The sequence below is a fragment of the Streptomyces telluris genome (assembly GCF_024519335.1).
Classification (GTDB): domain Bacteria; phylum Actinomycetota; class Actinomycetes; order Streptomycetales; family Streptomycetaceae; genus Streptomyces; species Streptomyces telluris.
Genome location: NZ_JANIID010000019.1, coordinates 67,406 through 87,810, shown reverse-complemented (window position 1 = coordinate 87,810; position 20,405 = coordinate 67,406). Strand labels below are relative to the sequence as shown.

Below are 20,405 nucleotides of genomic sequence, written 5' to 3'. Positions count from 1 at the left end.
CCGGCTCGCAGGAGGAGCCGGACCGCTTACTTCTCGTCGCGCCGGAGACCCGGCTTGAGCTCCTTGAAGCGGGCGAGCAGACCGTTGACGAAGGCCGGCGAGTCGTCGGTGGAGAACTCCTTGGCGAGCTGCACCGCCTCGTCGATCGCCACCGCGTCCGGGGTGCCGTCCTCCCAGATCAGCTCGTAGGCACCGAGCCGCACGATGTTCCGGTCCGCGACCGGCATGCGGTCCAGGTCCCAGTCGACCGCGTAGGTCGCGATCAGCTCGTCGATCCGGGCGACGTGCTCGGCGTACCCCTCGACCAGCTGCATCGTGTACTCGGTGACCGGCGGCTGGCGGTCGTCGGACCGCGAGTGCCGGATCCAGTCCGCGAGGACGTTCTGCACGGTGATGCCGCGCTGGTCGGCCTCGAAGAGGATCTGGAAGGCGCGCTTACGGGCCTTGCTGCGGGCAGCCACGGTTAGCTGTTCACCCGGCCGAGGTAATCGCCGGTGCGCGTGTCGACCTTGATCTTCTCGCCGGTGGTGACGAAGAGCGGGACCTGGATCTCGTAGCCCGTCTCCAGCTTGGCGGGCTTGGTGCCACCGGTGGAGCGGTCGCCCTGGACGCCCGGGTCGGTGTGCTCGATGACCAGCTCGACGGCGGCCGGCAGCTCGACGTAGAGCACCTCGCCCTCGTGCGTGGCGACGGTGGCCTCGAAGCCCTCGATCAGGAAGTTCGCGGCGTCGCCGACGGCCTTCCGGTCGATCATCAGCTGGTCGTAGTCCTTCATGTCCATGAAGACGAAGTACTCGCCGTCCATGTACGAGAACTGCATGTCGCGGCGGTCGACGGTGGCCGTCTCGACCTTCACGCCGGCGTTGAAGGTCTTGTCGACGACCTTGCCGGAGAGCACGTTCTTCAGCTTCGTACGGACGAAGGCGGGGCCCTTGCCGGGCTTGACGTGCTGGAACTCGACGACGGACCAGAGCTGGCCGCCTTCGAGCTTGAGCACCATGCCGTTCTTGAGGTCGTTCGTGGATGCCACGGTTGCGGTATCTCCTGGACTGGTGGAACCAGAAAGTGCGGTGCGCCCGGCTAGAGCGCGAGCAGCTCTTTGGTCGTAATGGTGAGTAGCTCGGGTCCGCCGTCCGCCTCGGGGCGGACGACGAGCGTGTCATCGATCCGGACGCCGCCGCGGCCCGGGAGGTGTACCCCGGGATCTACGGTGACCGGCACGCAAGCGTCCAGTTTACCCATTGCCGAAGGTGTCAGCCGAGGGTCCTCGTCGTTTTCGAGTCCCACGCCGTGTCCGATCCGCGGTCCGACACGATCACCGTGCCCCGCGGCCTCCAGCACCACCCGCGCGGCGCGGTCCACGTCCCGGCAGGGCGTGCCCGGCGCGAGCGCCTCCCGGCCCGCCCGCTGGGCGGCGAACACCTGGTCGTAGAGCTCGATCTGCCAGTCCGCCGGGCTGGTGCCGATCACGAAGGTCCGCCCGATCTCGCTGCGGTAGCCGCGGTAGTCCGCGCCGACGCACACGCTCAGGAAGTCGCCCTCCTCCACGCGGCGGTCGCTCGGCAGGTGCCCGGCCAGACCCGAGTTCGGCCCGGTGCCGACGGAGGTGGGGAACGCCGGGCCCGTGGCGCCGTGGTCGACCAGCCGCCGCTCCAGCTCCAGCGCGAGGTGCCGCTCGGTGCGCCCGACCAGGATCGACTCCAGCAGCTCCCCCAGGGCCTGGTCGGCGATCTCCGCGGCGATGCGCAGGGAGGAGATCTCCTCGTCGTCCTTGACCAGCCGCTGCTGCTCCACGGCGGGGCCCAGGTCCGTCAGGCGCAGCCGGGGCGCGACGGACTGCAGGGCGCGGTGGCGGGAGACCGTCAGGTGGTGCTCCTCCACGGCCAGCGAGCCGGCCCCGGCGACCGCGGCCCGCTCGGCGCCGGCGACGGCCGGGTCGCCGTCGGCCCCGTCCAGCACGACGACGCGCAGATCCTCCGCGGGCCGGGCGACGGCAGGGGTGCCGCAGGGGTCGCCGGGACACAGGAGGACGTCCTGGCCGGGGCACACGAGCAGCGCCGCCCCGGCCGGGGCGGCGCCGGCCAGATAGCGGACGTTGGCGTTCCCGGAGACCAGGGCGGCCTCGCTCCCGGCCGCGTGACAGCGCTCGCGCAGCCGGGCGCGGCGTGCCGCGTACACCTCGGACATGTCTCCGAGCGTACGGCCGGGCTCCGCGGGCGGCCGTCCCAGCGCGTCCGACCGGGCAGCGGGGCCCGCGTCCGCTCGGGCCGGGCGCCGGGCGCCGGGCGCCGGGCCCGTCAGCAGCCGGGCGGGCCGGCCAGCGAGCGGGCGACGACCTCGTCCAGGAGGCGGGCGGTGGTGGTGACGTCCTGCTGGGAGTTGTCGATGATGGGCAGGCCCGAGCCGTACCAGCCGGCCATCCGGCCGTGGATGCGGGCGACCTCCTCGTCGCCGAGGCGGCGGTTGCCCGTGCGCTCGGCGTTGCGCTCCAGGACGACCTCCAGGCCCGGGAGCAGGACGACGGGCAGCAGGCCCGGGCCCACGTGGCGCTTCCAGCCGCCCAGGCCGACGGCGGGCCGGTCGGGGAAGACGGCGTCGTCGAGGATGCAGGAGATGCCGTTGGCGAGGAAGTTGCGCGCGGCGAAGCCGCAGGTGCGGCGAGCGAGGCGGTACTGCGCCTCGGAGTGGTCGTTCCAGCCGGACTGCGGGTCGGCGAAGCCGGAGCGCACCCACTCGCGGACGTCGTCGAGGCTGACGTGGGCGGTGGGCACGCGACGGGTGTCCGCCCAGTGCCGGGCCACGGTGGTCTTCCCGGCGCCGGCCGGGCCGATGAGGAGCACGGCGACGGCGGCGTGGGCGGGATCGACGGGCTGTGCGGCGGGCACGGGGGCGCCCTGCGGAAGCATGAGGTGGCCCGTGGCGTCGGCGGGCGGCGGCTGGGGCGGCGCCTGCGGGGGCGGCGAGGCGGGCCAGCCGGGGGCCGGGACCGCGGCGGGCGGGGCGGCGGGGACCGGCGGGACGGGCGGTACGGGGTGGGACCCCATCGGCGGGTGGCCGCCGGGCCGGCTGCCCGGCCCCTGCCCAGGGGGCGGTGGCAGCGGCGCTCCCACTGCGTGCTGCATCCGGTGGCACTCCGTCTCGTGCGGGCGACTGGCGCGTGGTGAAGGGCCGCGGGGCCGGCCAGGAGGGGAGAGTACCGGAGAGTACCGGGCCCGCCCCCCTTGCCCCGGCCGCCGTGGGGTGAACGGCCGGGGAAGGCGGGAAGTGCCCGAAGTGGGCGGAATCTACCGGGAAACGAGCCGGGAGCCGGCCGGGGCGTCAGGCGCCCGCGCCCGGGAGTTCCTCGGCCAGGGCCCGCAGCGCGAGCCGGTAGGAGCCGATGCCGAAGCCCGCGACGGTGCCGCTGGCGACGGCCGCGATCACCGAGGTGTGGCGGAACTCCTCGCGGGCGTACGGGTTGGAGATGTGCACCTCGATGAGCGGCGCGGTGCGCTGGGCGGCCGCGTCGCGCATGGCGTACGAGTAGTGCGTGAACGCACCGGGGTTGATGACGACCGGGACCGACCCGTCGGCGGCCTCGTGCAGCCAGCGGACCAGCTCGCCCTCGTCGTTGGTCTCGCGCACCTCGACGGCGAAGCCGAGCTCGCCGCCGAGCCGGGTGCACTCCTCGACCAGGCCCTTGTAGGACGTGGAGCCGTAGACGTCGGGCTCGCGGGAGCCGAGACGGCCGAGGTTGGGGCCGTTCAGCACGAGGACCCGGCGCGCCCGGCCCTCCCCCGCCCCGCTCACGCGGCGATCTCCGCGTGTGCGGCCAGCAGCATCGCCGGGTCGGGGCCCTCCAGGACCGTGGGCTTGGCGAGGCCGTCGAGGACGATGAAGCGCAGCAGGTCGCCGCGGGACTTCTTGTCGACCTTCATGGTCTCCACCAGCTTGGGCCACTGGTCGCCGCGGTAGGTGACCGGCAGGCCCACGGAGGTGAGGATCGCCCTGTGACGGTCGGCCGTCGTGTCGTCGAGGCGGCCGGCGATGCGGCCGAGCTCGGCGGCGAAGACCATGCCCACGGCGACCGCCGCGCCGTGGCGCCAGTTGTAGCGCTCGTTCTTCTCGATGGCGTGGGCGAGGGTGTGGCCGTAGTTGAGGATCTCGCGCCGGCCGGACTCCTTGAGGTCGCCGGAGACGACCTCCGCCTTGACCCGGATCGAGCGCTCGATCAGCTCGGCGGTGTGCGGCCCGGAGGGGGTGCGGGCGGCCTCGGGGTCCGCCTCGATCAGGTCGAGGATGACCGGGTCGGCGATGAAGCCGGCCTTGATGATCTCGGCGAGACCGCTGACGTAGTCGTTGACCGGCAGCGAATCCAGCGCGGCCAGGTCGCACAGGACGCCGGCCGGCGGGTGGAAGGCGCCGACGAGGTTCTTGCCCTCGGCGGTGTTGATGCCGGTCTTGCCGCCGACGGCGGCGTCGACCATGGCCAGCACGGTGGTGGGCACGGCGATCCAGCGCACTCCGCGCAGCCACGTGGCGGCGACGAAGCCGGCGAGGTCCGTGGTGGCGCCGCCGCCCACGCCGACGATGACGTCGGTGCGGGTGAAGTTGGTCTGGCCCAGCGCCTTCCAGCAGTAGGCCGCGACCTCGACGGTCTTGGACTCCTCCGCGTTGGGCAGCTGGATCGCGATGGCCTCGTAGCCCTGCGCGGCCAGGTCCTGGCGAATGGCCTCGCCCGTCTCGGCGAGGGCCTCGGGGTGGAGCACGGCGACCCGCTTGGCCTTGGTGCCGATGAGGCCGGGCAGCTCGCCCAGCAGCTGTCGTCCGACCAGGACCTCGTACGGGTCGGTGCCCGCGCTGCCGGCGACCTGGATGCGGGTGGGGGCGTCGGTCATGCGTTCCTCACTGCGTGGTGTCCTGTGTGCGGTCCCGCGGAGCCGGCGCCAGGTCCAGGGCGGCCAGCACCGCGTCGGCGACCTCGTCCGGCGTGCGGCCGCCGGTGGCGACGGTGGCCCGGGCGACCTCCGTGTAGAGGGGGCGGCGGGCCTCCATCAGCTCGCGCCAGCGCTGCCGCGGGTTGACCGCGAGCAGCGGGCGCGGGGCGTCGAGGCCGACGCGCCGTACGGCGTCGGCCAGCTCGACGTCGAGGAAGACCACCGGCAGCCCCGCAAGGAGGGCACGGGTGCCGTCGTCCATGATCGCGCCACCGCCGAGGGAGAGCACACCCGCGTGCCCGGCGACGGCCGCGCGCACGGCCTGCCGCTCCAGCTCGCGGAAGTGCGGCTCGCCCTCGTCGATGAAGATCTCCGGAATGGGCTTGCCCGCCGTCTTCTCGATGTCGGCGTCGGTGTCGCGGTAGCCGGTGCCCAGCCGCTGCGCGAGCAGGGCACCGATGGTGGACTTGCCGGCTCCCGGCGGGCCCACCAGCACGACGACGGGCGTGGTCACTTGATGGCCAGGTTCTCGAGGTAGCCCTGGACGTTGCGGCGGGTCTCCGCGACGTTGTCGCCGCCGAACTTCTCCGCCACGGCGTCGGCCAGGACGAGGGCGACCATCGCCTCGGCGACGATGCCGGCGGCCGGGACCGCGCAGACGTCGGAGCGCTGGTGGTGGGCCTGGGCGGCCTCGCCGGTGGTCACGTCGACCGTGCGCAGGGCGCGCGGCACGGTGGCGATCGGCTTCATCGCCGCGCGGACGCGCAGCAGCTCGCCCGTGGTCAGACCGCCCTCGGTGCCGCCGGAGCGGCCGGAGGTGCGGCGGATGCCGTCCTCGGTGGAGACGATCTCGTCGTGGGCCTGGGAGCCCGGCACCCGGGCCAGCTCGAAGCCGTCGCCGACCTCGACGCCCTTGATCGCCTGAATGCCCATCAGGGCGGCGGCCAGGCGCGCGTCCAGACGGCGGTCCCAGTGCACGTGCGAGCCCAGGCCGACGGGCACGCCGTAGGCCAGGACCTCGACGACGCCGCCGAGCGTGTCGCCGTCCTTGTGGGCCTGGTCGATCTCGGCGACCATCGCCTTGCTCGCCGCCTCGTCCAGGCAGCGGACCGGGTCGGCGTCGAGCTTCTCCACGTCCGAGGGCGTGGGGTAGACGCCGAGCGGGGCCTTGGCCGCCGCCAGCTCGATGACGTGGGAGACGATCTCGATGCCCGTCGTCTCCTTCAGGTAGGAGCGGGCGACGGCGCCGAGCGCGACGCGGGCGGCGGTCTCGCGCGCGGAGGCGCGCTCCAGGATCGGGCGCGCCTCGTCGATCCCGTACTTCTGCATGCCCGCCAGGTCGGCGTGGCCGGGGCGGGGGCGGGTCAGCGGGGCGTTGCGGGCCATCGTCGCCAGCTCCTCCGGGTCCACCGGATCGGCCGCCATGACCTTCTCCCACTTCGGCCACTCGGTGTTGCCCACCATGACCGCGACCGGGGAGCCCATCGTCAGACCGTGGCGCACGCCGCCGAGGAAGGTGACCTCGTCCCGCTCGAACTTCATGCGCGCGCCGCGGCCGTAGCCGAGCCGCCGGCGGGCCAGGTGGTCCGCCACCATGTCCGTGGTGATGGGGACACCGGCGGGCAGGCCCTCCAGCGTCGCCACGAGTGCCGGACCATGCGACTCACCGGCAGTCAGCCAGCGCAACCTGCTCAACGGGACTCCTCTTGCTCGCGCGCCTCGGATCTAGCGGCGTCCGGGTGCGCGGCCCCGGCCCGCCACTCCTGATCCTCCCATGCCGCGGGCCCCGGACCGCCCTCCGGTCCGCGTTGTGGAAAGGACTGAGTCAGGTCCTGGACAGCAGATGGCCGGATCGCGTCAGCCGCGGGCGGCCAGGGCCGCCTCGCCGGCGGCGCGCATGGCGGCCAGCGGGGCCCGCGGGCAGCCGGTCATCCGCTCGACCTGGAGCACGGCCTGGTGAACCAGCAGGTCCAGGCCCCCGAGGACCGCGCCGCCGCGCGCGGACCAGGCCGCGGCCAGCGGGGTGGGCCAGGGCTCGTAGAGCACGTCGAAGAGGGCGCCGGGACGCTCCGGGACGGCACCGGCGAGCGCGTCGGCGGCCCCGGCCGGCGTCGTGGCGATGACCAGCGGGGCGGTGAGGGCCTCCGCGGCGCGCGACCAGTCCGCGGTGCGGACGGCCACGCCGAGCCGCTCGCCCCACTCGCGCATCTCGGCGGCGCGGGCCTCGCTGCGGACGTAAACGGTGACCTCGCCGGTGCAGATCCCGGCGAGGGCGGCGAGGGCCGAGGACGCGGTGGCACCGGCGCCCAGCACGGCGGCCGAGCCGACCTCGGTCACGCCGCGCTCGCGCAGGGCCGCGGCGATGCCGGGGATGTCGGTGTTGTCACCGAGACGGCGGCCGTCCTCTGTGAACACGACGGTGTTGACGGCCTCGACGGAGGCGGCCGTGTCGCTGACCTCGTCGAGCAGCGGGATCACCGCCCGCTTGAGCGGCATGGTCAGGGACAGCCCCGCCCAGCTGCCGTCCAGCCCGCCGAGGAACCCGGGCAGCGCGGCCTCGTCCACCTCGAAGCGGTCGTAGGTCCACTCCCCCAGGCCCAGCTCCGCGTACGCGGCGCGGTGCAGGACCGGGGAGAGCGAGTGGGCGATCGGCGAGCCGAGTACGGCCGCGCGGCGGTGCTCCTCGGGCCGGCTCACTGCGACTTCCTGCTCTTGTTGAACTCGTCCACGAGCTTCTGGTGCTCCTGCAGGTTCTTGGTGAACGTCGTCTTCTCCTTGATGGAGACGAAGTAGTACCAGTCGCCCGGCTCCGGGTCCATGGCCGCCTTGAGGGCCTGTTCGCCGGGGTTGCCGATGGGGCCGGGGGGCAGGCCCTTGTAGAAGTACGTGTTGTACGGGTGGTCGAGGGCCCGGATCTGCTTGGGGCTGAGGTCCAGCTTGCTCTGGTTCTTGACGTAGTTGTACGTCGAGTCGAACTCCAGCTTGCCGTTCGTCTCGGTGTTGGTGGGCTTCAGGCGGTTGTAGATGACCCGCGCCATCTTGCGGAAGTCGTCGTGCGTCATACCCTCGGCGTTGACGAGGCTGGCCACGGTGATCAGCTGGAGCGGGGACTTCAGGCCCAGTTCGCGGGCCTTGCCCTCCAGGTCCTGCTTGGCGTAGTTCTCGTTCGCCCGGGCGACCATCTGCTTGAGGATGGTCTCCGGCTTGGTGCCCTTGCCCGCGCTGTACTGCGAGGGGAAGAGGAAGCCCTCCAGCGGGTCCTTGATCTTCGGGTCGGTGTTGGCCCACGCGGGCAGCCCGAGGCTCTTCGCCTGGTTCTTCGCGACGCCCTCGGTGGTGCCGGCGGCGAGGCCGAGCTTCTCGTCGATGGCCGCGTAGACCTGGACGGCACGCCGGCCCTCGGCGATGGTCAGGAAGTTGGCCGCGTTGGTCATCATCTCGACGGCCGCGGCGCCCGACATCTCCTTGCGCAGGGTGTAGGTGCCGGCCTGGATGGCCTTGCCCTTGGGGTTCTTGCCCGCGGCCTCGGTGAAGGCGCCCACGCTCTTGACGACGCCCGCCTCGTGCAGCACCCGGCCCATCGCGGTCAGGCTGGAGTCCTTGGGGATCTCGACCCGCACCTCGCCGCTGCCCTGGCCCTCGTAGTCGGGCGCGGCGGCGAAATGCGTCTGCCAGTAGTCGTAGGCGAAGTAGCCGCCACCGCCCACGACGCCGATGAGCGCGACGGCGACCACCAGGCAGGCGGTGCCGCTGCGGCGCTTGTTCTTCTTGGGCTTCTTGCCCTTGCCACGGCGGTCGCGGGAGCGGGAGCGCTCCTCGCGGGGCTCGTCGTCCTCGGCCTCGTCGTCGGCCGCGGGCTCGCCGTCCCGATCGCCGGGGCGGCCCGTGGCGGGGGGCAGGTCGTCGAAGAGGGAGATCTTCTCCTCGTCGGGCTCGGACCACTCCTGCTGCGGCTGGTAGCCCTGGTGCTGCGGCTGCTGCGGCGCCTGGTGGGCCTGCTGCTCGGGCACCTGGGGCTGCTGATGCCCCGGCTGGGCGTGCGGCTGCCGGCCGTGCGGCTGCTGCGGATGCTGGTGTTGCGGATGCTGGGGCTGGGGCTGCTGATAGCCGCCCGGCGTGCCGTAGTAATCGCCCTGGCCGCCGCCGTACGTGCCGCCGCCCTGCGGCTGCCCGTACTGCTGCTGGCCGCCCTGCGACTGCCCGCCCTGCGAGGGGTCCCAGCCGTACTGCTGCTGGCCGTGACCGTACTGAGGCTGCTGCGACTGCTGCGGATGCTGCTGCTGTCCGCTGTAGCCCTGGTCCCCGTACAGCGGGTCGTCAGGATGCCACGGTTGGGAGCCGGAGCCCCGGCCGTACTCAGTCATCGATCCCCTAGAGCCGCGCAGCGGCAGCAGGTGGGCGCTCGGAGGAGCGCGGTTCCCAGTCGCCCGGCCGTCGTCGGAGACGACAGCCGGGCGGCTGCCATGTTCAGCGCGGAACGTTACCGTACTGCGATCAGATGACCACTTCGACGGTCTCGCCCGGAGCCCTGCCGGAGACCTTCTCGGTCTCCAGCGCGTTCTGCAGGATGACGACCGCGGCCGCCTGGTCGACCACGGACCGGCCCTTCTTCGAGCTGACGCCCGAAGCGCGCAGGCCCTGCGTGGCCGTGACCGTCGTCATCCGCTCGTCCACGAGGCGCACCGGCACGGGCGCCACACGGCGCGCCATCTCCTTGGCGAAGGTGCGCACCTTGGCCGCGGCCGGCCCCTCCCCTCCTTTGAGGGAACGGGGCAGGCCGACGACGACCTCGATCGGCTCGTACTCCGCGACGATCTCCACGAGCCGCTTGTGGGCCTTGGGGATGTCACGCCCCGGCACCGTCTCCACCGGCGTGGCGAGGATCCCGTCGGGGTCGCACGAGGCGACCCCGATCCGGGCGTCCCCGACGTCGACGGAGATGCGTCTTCCTCGGCGCACGGGGATCAGGCCGCCTCGGCCACGAGGCGCTCGACGGCGGCCATGGCCTCGTCGACGGCCTCGGGGTTCTGGCCGCCGCCCTGGGCGACGTCGGGCTTGCCGCCACCGCCGCCGCCGAGGGTCTTGGCGGCCGTACGGACCAGGTCGCCGGCCTTGAGACCGCGCTCGCGGGCGGCCTCGTTGGTGGCGATGACCGTCAGCGGGCGGCCGTTGGCCACGGTGAACAGGGCCACGACGGCCGGGCGGCCGCCGTTGATGCGGCTGCGCACGTCGAGGACGAGCTTGCGCAGGTCGTCGGCGCCGGTGCCGTCCGGGACGCGGCCGGTGACCAGGGCGGTGCCGTGCACGTCCTTGGCGCCCTCGGCCAGGCCCGCGGCGGCCTGGAGGACCTTCTCGGCGCGGAAGCGCTCGATCTCCTTCTCGGCGTCCTTGAGCTTGGCGAGCATCCCGGAGATCTTCTCCGGCAGCTCCTCCGGGCGGCCCTTGACGAGCTCCTGGAGCTGGGCGACGACCGTGTGCTCCTTGGCCAGGAAGTTGTAGGCGTCGACGCCGACGAGGGCCTCGACACGGCGCACGCCGGAGCCGATCGACGACTCGCCCAGCAGCTTCACCAGACCCAGCTGGGCGGTGTTGCCCACGTGGGTGCCGCCGCACAGCTCCTTGGAGAAGTCGCCGATGGTCACGACGCGCACGCGCTCGCCGTACTTCTCGCCGAACTCGGCGATGGCGCCGGCCTTCTTGGCCTCGTCCAGGCTCATCACCTCGGCCTGCACGTCGAGCTCCCGGGAGAGGACCTCATTGATGCGCTGCTCGACGTCGGTCAGCACGGTGCCGGGCACGGCGGCCGGCGAGCCGAAGTCGAAGCGGAAGCGGCCCGGCGAGTTCTCCGAGCCGGCCTGGGCGGCCGTCGGGCCGAGCGCGTCGCGCAGGGCCTGGTGGGTGAGGTGGGTGGCCGAGTGGGCGCGGGCGATGGCCCGGCGGCGCGTGACGTCGATCGCGGCGTAGGCGGAGGCACCGACGGTGACCTCGCCGACCTGGACGACGCCCTTGTGGACGTGCACGCCCGGCACGGGCTTCTGCACGTCGCGGATCTCGATCACGGCACCGGTGTCGAGCTTGATGCGGCCGGTGTCGGCCAGCTGGCCGCCGCCCTCCGCGTAGAAGGGGGTGCGGTCCAGGATGACCTCGACGTCGTCGCCCTCGGTGGCGGCCGGCGAGGGCAGGCCGTCGACGAGGAGACCGACGATCGTGGACTCGTTCTCATTGCGGGTGTAGCCGGTGAACTCGGTCTCGCCCGCGGTGTCGGCGACCTCGCGGTAGGCGGACAGGTCGGCGTGACCGGTCTTCTTGGCCTTGGCGTCGGCCTTGGCGCGCTCCCGCTGCTCCTTCATCAGGCGGCGGAAGCCCTCCTCGTCCACGGAGAGGCCCTGCTCGGCGGCCATCTCCAGGGTGAGGTCGATCGGGAAGCCCCAGGTGTCGTGGAGCAGGAACGCCTTGTCGCCGGCCAGGACCTTGCCGCCGGAGGCCTTGGTCTCCGTCACGGCGGTGTCGAGGATGTTGGTGCCGGCCTTCAGCGTCTTGAGGAAGGCGGCCTCCTCGGCGAGGGCGACGGTCTCGATGCGCTTGCGGTCCGTCTCCAGCTCCGGGTACTGCAGGCCCATCGTCTTGATGACGACGTCGAGGAGCTCGGCCACGACGGGGCCGGTGGCGCCCATCAGGCGCATGTTGCGGATGGCGCGGCGCATGATGCGGCGCAGGACGTAGCCGCGGCCCTCGTTGCCGGGGGTGACGCCGTCGCCGATGAGCATGGTGGAGGTGCGCATGTGGTCGGCGACCACGCGCAGCGAGACGTCGGTGTCCCGGGCGGCGCCGTAGCGCACGCCCGTCAGCTCGGTGGCCTTGTCCATGACGACGCGCAGGGTGTCGGTCTCGTACATGTTCTGCACGCCCTGCAGGATCATGGCGAGGCGCTCGAGGCCGAGACCGGTGTCGATGTTCTTCGACGGCAGCTCCCCGAGGATCGGGAAGTCCTCCTTGCCGTCGCCGGCACCGCGCTCGTACTGCATGAAGACCAGGTTCCAGATCTCCACGTAGCGCTCGTCGTTGACGGCCGGGCCGCCCTCGGCGCCGAACTCCGGGCCCCGGTCGTAGTTGATCTCGGAGCACGGGCCGCACGGGCCGGGCACGCCCATGGACCAGTAGTTGTCCTTCTTGCCCAGGCGCTGGATCCGCTCGGCGGGCACGCCGACGACGTCGCGCCAGATGCGCTCGGCCTCGTCGTCCTCGAGGTAGACGGTGATCCAGAGCTTCTCCGGCTCCAGGCCGAAGCCGCCGTCCGCCACGGGAGTCGTGAGCAGCTCCCAGGCGAGCTTGATGGCGCCTTCCTTGAAGTAATCGCCGAAGGAGAAGTTGCCGCACATCTGGAAGAACGTGCCGTGGCGGGTGGTCTTGCCGACCTCTTCGATGTCCGGCGTGCGGACGCACTTCTGCACGCTGGTGGCGCGCGTGAAGGGCGGCTTGACCTCGCCGAGGAAGTACGGCTTGAAGGGCACCATGCCCGCGGGGACCAGGAGCAGGGTCGGGTCGTCCGCGATGAGCGACGCCGACGGCACGACGGTGTGCCCACGCTCCTCGAAGAAGCGCAGCCAGCGCCTGCGGATTTCAGCCGACTCCATCAGTGGTCCTCTTTCCGGGTGTACGAGTGGTAGGTGTGCTGCGGGTCGATCGCCACGAGGTGGCGCTGGCCGGGGAGCGCGCGGTGCTCGGGCGCGGGCGGCGCGGCCGTGAGGCCGAGCGCGTCCTTGAGCGCCGCTTCCCGGTGCGCCATGCCGTCGCGGACGTCCAGCGCGAAGAGCTTGACCTTGCGCCCGGCGATGACCGCGCGGTCCGCGGCCTGCAGGGCCAGGCTCTCCGGGGTGAGCTTGGCGAGCTTCCGGTTGACCTTGGTGGTGGCCCAGACACCGGCTGCTACACCGGTCGTGAACCAGAAGGTGCGGCGGAACATTCCTGGGTCAACCCTTCCCACGGGTGCGGCGGCCGGCGCGTGCGGACGGCAGGGGGCGGCCGCCGGCCTTGCCGACGAAGACGGAGCGCTCCGGCTCGGGAGCGGCCTTGCGGCCCATCGCCCGCCGCACGCCGTAGCCGAAGGCGGCGACCTTGACCAGCGGGCCGCCGAAGGCGGAGGAGACGGTCGAGGAGAGCGCCGAGGCGTTCGCCGTGACCTCCTGGACGTCCGCGGCGATCGAGTCGACGCGGGCGAGCTGGGTGTGCGCGGAACGGACCGTCGCCGAGGCGTCGGCGAGGAGCGGCACGGCCTGCTCGGTGACGTCCGCGACCAGCCTGGTGGCCGCCTTGAGCGTCTGTGCGAGCCGCACCAGCACCAAGGCGATGAAGGACACCAGAATGGCCCAGAAGACGGCCACGAGGATCCCGGCCACCTCTCCACCGGACACGATGCACCCGCTCCCTAGCTGGTCTTCGTCGCTTTCTGTACCTGCCCGGCTGTGTTTCTGGGCAGGTACTGACCTTATCGCGCCGGGCATCGGGGCCCGTACCGCATTTGCCGCCGTCGGCGCCGCGGGGGCGCACCCCGGTCCCGGAAACGCGGCAGCCCGCCGTCTCGCAGGCCACGAGGGCCGGGGAGACAGCGGGCTGAGCGTGAAAGGAAGAGCTACGCGTGCTGGATCAGCGGGCGTAGTACTCGACGACGAGCTGCTCGTCGCAGATGACCGGAACTTCCTTGCGGTTGGGCAGGCGGTCCAGGCGGAAGGCCAGGGCGCCCAGGTTGACCTGCAGGTAGCGCGGGGTCTCACCGTCGGCGGCGAAGCCACCGGCGCGGGCGACCTCGAACAGCGGCTTGCTGCGGCTGCGCTCGCGGACCATCACGACGTCGTTCGGGGCGACGCGGAAGGACGGCTTGTCGACCTTGCCACCGTTGACCTCGATGTGGCCGTGGACGACCATCTGGCGGGCCTGGTAGATGGTGCGGGCGATGCCCGAACGCAGGACGAGGGCGTCGAGGCGGCGCTCGAGCTCGACCACCAGGGCCTCGCCGGTCTTGCCCTCGGCCTTGCGGGCGCGGTCGTAGGCGCGGACCATCTGGCGCTCGCTGATGTCGTACTGGGCGCGCAGACGCTGCTTCTCGAGCAGACGGACCTTGTAGTCGCTGTTCTGCTTGCGGCCACGGCCGTGCTCGCCCGGCGGGTAGGGGCGGGCCTCGAAGTACTTGACGGCCTTCGGGGTCAGCGCAATGCCGAGCGCACGAGACTTCTTGACCTTGGGACGCGACTGGTTAGGCACGTTCTCCAGACCTCCGAAATAGGTTAGGTTAGGCTTACCTTACTCAAGGAGATCGCATGTCTCGCCCGGGGAACACCAGTCACATCACGGACAGCACGCAGAAGACGGACGCTCTTGATGGCGCCGACGTGACGGAGGTCCGATCAGATCGTGGTCAGCCGCGTCCCAGCGGACTTGAAATCGCGCGGATGCCGTCAGCAGCCGAGCGCACACGAACTCTCGTACAGAGTACATGCTCCGCGGTACTGCTGATCCCCGGGGCCTCCGTCACCCGCCCCGACCAGCTGATGCCTGAGGCGCGCAGCGTCGGCCCCGACGGCGAGATCTTCCTGGTCTTCCCCTCCGACAGCCCGGCCGTGCGGGCCGCGACCCACGCCCAGGACGACGAACTGGCCGCCGTCCTGGAGCTCACCGACGTGGCCCCGGTCTCCGTGCCCAACCGCATCCGCGGCCGCGCCTGGGTCTCCGGCTGGGTCACCTGCGTCCCCGGTGTCACCGAGCCCGGCCGCATGATGGTGCGCCTGGAGGTCGGCGAGGCGAGCGTGGACGACCTGTGGGGCGCGGAGGACGTGGAACCGGAGGAATTCGCCCGGGCCCATCCCGACCCGCTCGTCTGCCACGAGGCCGAGCTGCTGCAACACCTGCATTCCGGCCACGGCGACCAGGTTCGCGCGCTCTACACGCTCCTCGGCGAGCGGGCCGAGGACGTGCGCCGCGCGGGCGATCAGGCGGTGCCGCTGGCGCTGGACCGCTTCGGGCTGCGCGTGCGCTTCACCCGTGCGGGCGGCGGGGCGCCGGCGGACCGGTCCTTCGACGCGCGCTTCGAGTTCCCGGAGCCCGTCCGCGACGTGGTCGGCCTGCGCCGGGCGATGCACACGCTGTTCGAGGCGGCGGCCGAATAGATGCCGGGCAGGGTCCGGCCCCGCCGGACACCACCACGGGGGTTACGCGCCGTCGCGGCGGATCCAAGGTGCTCGGCCGGCACCTTGGATCCGCCGCGACGGCGAGACGCCGAAGGGCCGAAGGGGCCTGTCCGGCGGTGCCGGACCCTGATCAACCCTGCTGCTCCCCCCGCAGGCGGGGGCGAACCCGGTCCACCACGTCCGCGTAGCGGGCCTCCGCCCCGTACCGCGTGGGCGCGTAGTACTGCTTGCCCCGGACGGCATCCGGCGCGTACTGCTGTGCGGCAATGCCGCCCGCCACGTCGTGCGGATACACATACCCCTGCGCGTGCCCCAGCTTCTCCGCACCCTTGTAGTGCCCGTCCCGCAGGTGCGGCGGCACCGGCCCGGCGAGGCCCGCCCGGACGTCCGCGAGGGCGGCGTCGATGGCGAGGTACGCGGCGTTGGACTTCGGCGCCAGGGCCAGTGCGATGGCGACCTGGCTCAGGGTGATCCGCGCCTCGGGGAAGCCGATCAGCGCCACCGCCTGCGCACCGGCGACCGCCGTCTGCAGGGCCGTCGGGTCGGCCAGGCCGATGTCCTCGCTCGCGGAGATCATCAGCCGGCGCGCGATGAACCTCGGGTCCTCGCCCGCTTCGATCATGCGGGCCAGATAGTGCAGCGTGGCGTCGACGTCCGAGCCGCGGATCGACTTGATCAGGGCGCTCGCGACGTCGTAGTGCTGGTCGCCGTCGCGGTCGTACTTCACCGCCGCCCGGTCGACCGAGTCCTCCAGCGTCTCCAGGGTGATCTCGGCGTCGCCCTTGGCGATGGCGGAGCCGGCGCCGGCCTCCAGGGCCGTGAGGGCGCGGCGGGCGTCGCCGCCGGCGATCCGCAGCAGATGCGCCTCGGCGTCCCCCGGCAGGGTCACCGCACCGCCGAGCCCGCGCTCGTCGGTGAGGGCGCGGTGCAGCAGCCCCCGCAGGTCGTCGTCGGTGAGGGCCTGCAGCGTCAGCAGGAGGGAGCGCGACAGCAGCGGCGAGATGATCGAGAAGTAGGGGTTCTCCGTGGTGGCCGCGATGAGCGTGACCCAGCGGTTCTCCACGGCGGGCAGCAGGGAGTCCTGCTGGGCCTTGCTGAAGCGGTGGATCTCGTCCAGGAAGAGCACCGTCTCCTTGCCGTAGCCGCCGGAGGCACGGCGCGCTCCGTCGATGACGGCCCGCACCTCCTTGACGCCGGCGGTGATGGCGGAGAGCTCCACGAAGCGCTTGTTGGTGGCCTGGCTGACGACGTACGCGAGGGTCGTCTTGCCGATGCCGGGCGGGCCCCAGAGGATCACCGAGGAGGGGCCGGCCGGGCCGCCGCTGCCCTCCCCCACCAGCCTCCGCAGCGGGCTGCCGGGCTTGAGCAGATGCCCCTGCCCCACGACCTCGTCGAGCGTGCGGGGGCGCATGCGCACGGCCAGGGGACTGCTCGCCGGGTCTTTCTCCTGGCGGTCCTCTGCGGCGGCGGTGAACAGGTCTGGCTCCACGTTCGAAACCCTATGCCACGGCACTGACAAGGCCGCCGGACCAGGGGTCCGGCGGCCTTGATCGAGCCAGGTGCGGGGGCGGTCAGGCGGTGCCGCCCGTCCAGAAGTCCCACCACCGGGTGAGGATCAGCATGCCGATGATGCCGACCCACAGCACCGGGACCACCCAGTGGAACTCCAGGACCGCGCGGCGCGGGCCGTCCGGCAGCGGGATGAAGCCGTGCCGGATGTTCTGCACGGTCACGTACCAGAACATGAAGATCGTGGCGACCCAGGCCAGGCAGCACCACAGGCACAGCGACCCGATGACGTACAGCGACTGGTACTGCAGCCAGGTGCAGAAGCCCACGCCGAAGAGCGTGCCGGCCTGCATGCCGAGCCAGTACCAGCGGGGCAGGCGGGCGCCGGAGAGCACCGCCAGGCCGATCGCGATGATCGCGCCGTAGCAGACGAGCCCCAGCATCGGGTTGGGGAACCCGAAGGCGTGGGCCTGCTCGCTCTCCATGATGTTGCCGCAGGAGACGATCGGGTTGAGGCTGCACCCGGGGGTGAAGGTCTTCCCGACCGCCTTGGCCTCAAGGATCTTGTTCTTGTCGATCGTGATGACCCAGGCGGCGAGCAGCCCCAGCGCACCCGTGATGACGAGCAGCAGCGCGAACGCGCGGCTGCCGCCGGCGGCGCCTGCCGCGGGGCCGTCCCGCTCCTCGCCGTCGGTGTCGGAGCGGTCGAGTGCCGAAGTGGTCATAGCGCCGTTGATCCCATCAGTCGGTCCCTGGCGCCCATTCTGCACCAGAGGACATGCAATCAGCCCTGCTTGGCCAGGACTTCGCCCACGACGTCGGTGAGGGCGACGGCCTTCTGCTCGCCGCTCTCCAGGTCCTTGAGCTGCACGTTGCCCTCGGCCAGGTCGCGCTCGCCGGCGATGACCGCGAAGCGGGCGCCGGAGCGATTGGCCGACTTCATCGCGTTCTTCAGGCCCTTGCCGCCGAACGCGAAGTCGGTGGCGACGCCGTTGCGGCGCAGCTCGGTGACCACGCCGAAGAGGACCTTGCGGGCCTCCTCGCCCAGCGGGACCGCGTAGACGTCGGTCGGCGAGGGCAGGTCGAGCGCGATGCCCTCGGCCTCCAGGGCGAGGACCGTGCGGTCCACGCCGAGCGCCCAGCCGACGGACGGCAGCGCGGGGCCGCCGATCATCTCGGACAGGCCGTCGTAACGGCCGCCGCCGCCCACCGCGGACTGCGAGCCGAGGCCGTCGTGGACGAACTCGAAGGTGGTGCGGGTGTAGTAGTCGAGGCCGCGGACGAGCTTGGGGTCGTCCTCGAAGTCGACGCCCGCGGCGGTCAGCAGCTCGCGCACCTGGTCGTGGTAGGCCTTGCAGGCCTCGCACAGGTGATCGCGGAAGAGCGGGGCGCCGACGAGCTGCTTCTGGACGTCCTCGCGCTTGTCGTCCAGGACGCGCAGCGGGTTGATCTCGATGCGGCGGCGGGTGTCCTCGTCCAGCTCCAGGCCGCGCAGGAAGTCCTGCAGGGCGGCGCGGTAGACGGGGCGGCACTCCTTGTCGCCGAGCGAGTTCAGCAGGAGGCGGAAGTTCTGCAGGCCGAGCGACTTGTAGGCGTCGACGGCCAGGATGATCAGCTCGGCGTCCAGCGCCGGGTCCTCGGCGCCGATGGCCTCCGCGCCGACCTGCGAGAAGTGGCGGTAGCGGCCCTTCTGCGGGCGCTCGTAGCGGTAGTACGAGCCGGAGTACCAGAGCTTGACGGGCAGGTTGCCGTCCTTGTGGAGGTTGCCCTCCAGCGCCGCGCGCAGCACGGAGGCGGTGCCCTCGGGGCGCAGGGCGAGCTGGTCGCCGCCGCGCGTGGTGAGGGTGTACATCTCCTTGGTCACGATGTCGGTCGACTCGCCGACGCCGCGGGAGAACAGCTCGACCTGCTCGAAGCCGGGGGTCTCGACGTAGCCGTAGCCGGCCCGCTTGAGCGGGGCGGCGATGGCCTCGCGGACCGCGAGGTAGACGGCGGAGGTGGGGGGCTTGAGGTCGTAGGTGCCCTTGGGGGCCTTGAACGTACTCACGGGAAAATCGTCACATTCCTCTTCGCGGAGCGGCGGTAGGGCCGCCTCCGGAGCCGCGCTGCGTGTCCGCCACTTCCCGCAGGTACGGGTTGGTGGCGCGCTCGCGGCCGATGCTGGTCTGGGGGCCGTGGCCGGAGAGGACCACGGTCGAGTCGTCCAGGGGCAGGCACACGCGTGCCAGCGACCGGAGCATCTCGGCGTGATCACCGCCCGGCAGGTCGGTGCGTCCGATGGAGCCGGCGAACAGCAGGTCGCCCGAGAAGAACACCGACGGGACGTCGGAGCTCTCGGGCAGCCGGAAGGTCACCGACCCCTTGGTATGGCCGGGCGCGTGCGCGACGGTGAACTCCAGCCCCGCGAGGTCCAGGCGGGAGCCGTCGGTCAGCTCCTTGACGTCGTCGGGCTCCCCGACCGTGAGCTCGCCCATGAGCTGCTGCCCGATGGAGCGGCCGAGGGCCTTCTCCGGGTCGCTCATCATGTAGCGGTCGGCGGGGTGGATCCAGGCCGGGACGTCGTGGGCGCCGCACACGGGGACGACCGAGGCGACATGGTCGATGTGGCCGTGGGTGAGGACGACGGCGACGGGCTTGAGCCGATGCTTCCTGAGCGCCTCCTCGACCCCGGGGGCCGCCTGGTGGCCCGGGTCGATGATCACGCACTCCTCGCCGGCGGCGGGGGCGACCAGATAGCAATTGGTCCCCCAGGCCCCGGCGGGGAACCCGGCAATCAGCACATTCGTCCTTAATGATCGACCAGCAGAATTTCATCAGCGGTGCGGCCGGGGCGCCCCAGGGGGATCACCGGCTGCGAACAAGAGCCTACCGGCGGCACTCCCGCGGCCGCGAACCCGTATACGGTACGGGCACACCAGCAACACAGGGCTCATGACATGGACAAGTCGGTATGAGGAGTAGACCCGGTGGTCAGTAACGAGCAGCGGCGGCGGCAGCTCGCCCGGGAGAAGTTCGAGCGGCAGCAGCAGCGTCGTGAGGAGGCCCGGCGCAAGGGCCGGCGCCGGAACGCGGTGATCGCCGCCGCCCTCGCGGTGGTGGTGGCCGCGGGCGCGGGCGCGTACGCCACGGGCGCGCTGTCCGGTGACGACAAGGACACGACCGACGCCGCGGCCCCCGAGACGTCCAAGGCGCCTTCCAAGGGTCCCGACCCGTGCGCCAAGCCCGCCCCCGGCTCCCCCGCCACGAAGACGTGGAAGTCGGAGCCGGAGATGGGCATCGACAAGTCCGCGGCGTACGCGATGGACTTGAAGACGACCTGCGGCACGATCGACGTCAAGCTCGACGCGGCGAACGCCTCGCACACGGTCAACTCCTTCAACTTCCTGGCCGGCGAGGGCTACTTCGACCACACCAAGTGCCACCGCCTGACCACCAGCGGCATCTACGTCCTGCAGTGCGGCGACCCCAAGGCCCTGGGCAACGGCGGCCCGGGCTACACCCTGCCCGACGAGAACCTCAAGGACTCCAGGCTCAAGGGGAACGTCTACCCCGCCGGCACGGTGGCGATGGCCAACACCGGCCAGCCGCACACCGGCGGCAGCCAGTTCTTCCTCGTCTACCAGGACAGCCCGCTGCCCCCCACGTACACGCCCTTCGGCACCATCGGCGCCGAGGGCATGAAGACGCTCAAGAAGATCGCCGGTGCGGGCGAGTCGTCGGGCGCCGGCGACGGCGCCCCGAACGCGACGGTGGTCATCGACAAGGCGACGGTCGCCAAGTCCTGACCCCGTCCCGGCGC

At 72.1% G+C, this 20,405-nt stretch carries 21 protein-coding genes; 2 read left to right on the top strand and 19 right to left on the bottom strand.

Features of this window, described 5'->3' with window-relative positions; genetic code table 11:
- Window positions 1-26 precede the first annotated feature (26 nt).
- The 15 genes from nusB to rpsD form a co-directional block, all read right to left on the bottom strand.
- Window positions 27-461 carry a transcription antitermination factor NusB gene (nusB, locus tag NQU55_RS20850; RefSeq protein ID WP_168092230.1) on the bottom strand — a complete coding sequence of 145 codons (435 nt, stop codon included), beginning with the start codon at window positions 459-461 and terminating at the stop codon, window positions 27-29.
- Between the two features lie 2 nt (window positions 462-463).
- Window positions 464-1,030: an elongation factor P gene (gene efp, locus NQU55_RS20845; RefSeq protein WP_168092229.1), complete on the bottom strand. Its 567-nt coding sequence runs from the start codon at window positions 1,028-1,030 to the stop codon at window positions 464-466.
- A gap of 50 nt (window positions 1,031-1,080) precedes the next feature.
- Window positions 1,081-2,187, bottom strand: coding sequence for a M24 family metallopeptidase (locus NQU55_RS20840; protein ID WP_168092228.1), 1,107 nt, complete (start codon window positions 2,185-2,187; stop codon window positions 1,081-1,083).
- 110 nt (window positions 2,188-2,297) lie between these two features.
- A complete protein-coding gene (locus tag NQU55_RS20835; protein WP_168092227.1) occupies window positions 2,298-3,122 on the bottom strand; it encodes an AAA family ATPase in 825 nt (274 codons plus the stop codon).
- Between the two features lie 196 nt (window positions 3,123-3,318).
- A complete protein-coding gene (aroQ, locus tag NQU55_RS20830) occupies window positions 3,319-3,789 on the bottom strand; it encodes a type II 3-dehydroquinate dehydratase (protein ID WP_168092226.1) in 471 nt (156 codons plus the stop codon).
- Complete coding sequence (gene aroB / locus NQU55_RS20825) at window positions 3,786-4,877, bottom strand: 3-dehydroquinate synthase (protein ID WP_168092225.1); 1,092 nt, start codon at window positions 4,875-4,877, stop codon at window positions 3,786-3,788. The genes aroQ and aroB overlap by 4 nt, the downstream gene beginning before the upstream one ends.
- 7 nt (window positions 4,878-4,884) lie before the next feature.
- Window positions 4,885-5,430, bottom strand: coding sequence for a shikimate kinase (locus NQU55_RS20820; protein WP_168092224.1), 546 nt, complete (start codon window positions 5,428-5,430; stop codon window positions 4,885-4,887).
- On the bottom strand, window positions 5,427-6,611 hold the full coding sequence (gene aroC, locus NQU55_RS20815; RefSeq protein WP_168092223.1) for a chorismate synthase: 1,185 nt from the start codon (window positions 6,609-6,611) through the stop codon (window positions 5,427-5,429). The genes NQU55_RS20820 and aroC overlap by 4 nt, the downstream gene beginning before the upstream one ends.
- Window positions 6,612-6,773: 162 nt before the next feature.
- Window positions 6,774-7,613, bottom strand: coding sequence for a shikimate dehydrogenase (locus NQU55_RS20810; RefSeq protein WP_168092222.1), 840 nt, complete (start codon window positions 7,611-7,613; stop codon window positions 6,774-6,776).
- Window positions 7,610-9,280: an endolytic transglycosylase MltG gene (gene mltG / locus NQU55_RS20805; RefSeq protein WP_168092221.1), complete on the bottom strand. Its 1,671-nt coding sequence runs from the start codon at window positions 9,278-9,280 to the stop codon at window positions 7,610-7,612. Before mltG ends, NQU55_RS20810 begins: the two co-directional genes overlap by 4 nt.
- A gap of 130 nt (window positions 9,281-9,410) precedes the next feature.
- A complete protein-coding gene (ruvX, locus tag NQU55_RS20800; RefSeq protein ID WP_168092220.1) occupies window positions 9,411-9,875 on the bottom strand; it encodes a Holliday junction resolvase RuvX in 465 nt (154 codons plus the stop codon).
- Between the two features lie 5 nt (window positions 9,876-9,880).
- A complete protein-coding gene (alaS, locus tag NQU55_RS20795) occupies window positions 9,881-12,550 on the bottom strand; it encodes an alanine--tRNA ligase (protein WP_256790942.1) in 2,670 nt (889 codons plus the stop codon).
- On the bottom strand, window positions 12,550-12,879 hold the full coding sequence (locus tag NQU55_RS20790) for a DUF6167 family protein (RefSeq protein WP_168091323.1): 330 nt from the start codon (window positions 12,877-12,879) through the stop codon (window positions 12,550-12,552). The genes alaS and NQU55_RS20790 overlap by 1 nt, the downstream gene beginning before the upstream one ends.
- A gap of 7 nt (window positions 12,880-12,886) precedes the next feature.
- Window positions 12,887-13,327 carry a DUF948 domain-containing protein gene (locus tag NQU55_RS20785; protein ID WP_168091324.1) on the bottom strand — a complete coding sequence of 147 codons (441 nt, stop codon included), beginning with the start codon at window positions 13,325-13,327 and terminating at the stop codon, window positions 12,887-12,889.
- A 232-nt stretch (window positions 13,328-13,559) separates the two neighbouring features.
- Window positions 13,560-14,174, bottom strand: coding sequence for a 30S ribosomal protein S4 (gene rpsD, locus NQU55_RS20780; RefSeq protein WP_168091325.1), 615 nt, complete (start codon window positions 14,172-14,174; stop codon window positions 13,560-13,562).
- A 188-nt stretch (window positions 14,175-14,362) separates the two neighbouring features.
- Here rpsD and NQU55_RS20775 point away from each other — a divergent pair, with 188 nt between their 5' ends.
- Window positions 14,363-15,076 carry a DUF2470 domain-containing protein gene (locus NQU55_RS20775; RefSeq protein WP_168091326.1) on the top strand — a complete coding sequence of 238 codons (714 nt, stop codon included), beginning with the start codon at window positions 14,363-14,365 and terminating at the stop codon, window positions 15,074-15,076.
- 151 nt (window positions 15,077-15,227) lie between these two features.
- On the opposite strand, the gene NQU55_RS20770 is transcribed toward NQU55_RS20775, so the two are convergent.
- The 4 genes from NQU55_RS20770 to NQU55_RS20755 all read right to left on the bottom strand — a co-directional run bounded on the left by NQU55_RS20770 (window position 15,228) and on the right by NQU55_RS20755 (window position 19,386).
- Window positions 15,228-16,586, bottom strand: coding sequence for a replication-associated recombination protein A (locus NQU55_RS20770; protein WP_168091327.1), 1,359 nt, complete (start codon window positions 16,584-16,586; stop codon window positions 15,228-15,230).
- Window positions 16,587-16,668: 82 nt separating this feature from the next.
- Window positions 16,669-17,331, bottom strand: a complete 663-nt coding sequence (locus NQU55_RS20765) for a vitamin K epoxide reductase family protein (protein WP_168091328.1) — start codon at window positions 17,329-17,331, stop codon at window positions 16,669-16,671.
- Between the two features lie 59 nt (window positions 17,332-17,390).
- The gene (hisS, locus tag NQU55_RS20760) at window positions 17,391-18,653 is read right to left on the bottom strand and encodes a histidine--tRNA ligase (RefSeq protein ID WP_168091329.1); all 1,263 of its coding nucleotides are present in this window, start codon (window positions 18,651-18,653) and stop codon (window positions 17,391-17,393) included.
- A 10-nt stretch (window positions 18,654-18,663) separates the two neighbouring features.
- The gene (locus tag NQU55_RS20755; protein ID WP_168091330.1) at window positions 18,664-19,386 is read right to left on the bottom strand and encodes an MBL fold metallo-hydrolase; all 723 of its coding nucleotides are present in this window, start codon (window positions 19,384-19,386) and stop codon (window positions 18,664-18,666) included.
- Window positions 19,387-19,572: 186 nt separating this feature from the next.
- On the opposite strand from NQU55_RS20755, the gene NQU55_RS20750 reads away from it, so the two are divergent.
- Complete coding sequence (locus NQU55_RS20750; protein WP_168091331.1) at window positions 19,573-20,391, top strand: peptidylprolyl isomerase; 819 nt, start codon at window positions 19,573-19,575, stop codon at window positions 20,389-20,391.
- The last annotated feature ends 14 nt before the right edge of the window (window positions 20,392-20,405 follow it).

Bases quoted from the DNA above. Each gene is read 5' to 3' on its own strand.
- NQU55_RS20835 (WP_168092227.1), bottom strand. From the start codon at position 3,122: ATGCAGCACGCAGTGGGAGCGCCGCTGCCACCGCCCCCTGGGCAGGGG.
- mltG (WP_168092221.1), bottom strand. From the start codon at position 9,280: ATGACTGAGTACGGCCGGGGCTCCGGCTCCCAACCGTGGCATCCTGAC.
- aroB (WP_168092225.1), bottom strand. From the start codon at position 4,877: ATGACCGACGCCCCCACCCGCATCCAGGTCGCCGGCAGCGCGGGCACC.
- NQU55_RS20790 (WP_168091323.1), bottom strand. From the start codon at position 12,879: ATGTTCCGCCGCACCTTCTGGTTCACGACCGGTGTAGCAGCCGGTGTC.
- NQU55_RS20840 (WP_168092228.1), bottom strand. From the start codon at position 2,187: ATGTCCGAGGTGTACGCGGCACGCCGCGCCCGGCTGCGCGAGCGCTGT.
- NQU55_RS20765 (WP_168091328.1), bottom strand. From the start codon at position 17,331: ATGACCACTTCGGCACTCGACCGCTCCGACACCGACGGCGAGGAGCGG.
- alaS (WP_256790942.1), bottom strand. From the start codon at position 12,550: ATGGAGTCGGCTGAAATCCGCAGGCGCTGGCTGCGCTTCTTCGAGGAG.
- NQU55_RS20775 (WP_168091326.1), top strand. From the start codon at position 14,363: ATGCCGTCAGCAGCCGAGCGCACACGAACTCTCGTACAGAGTACATGC.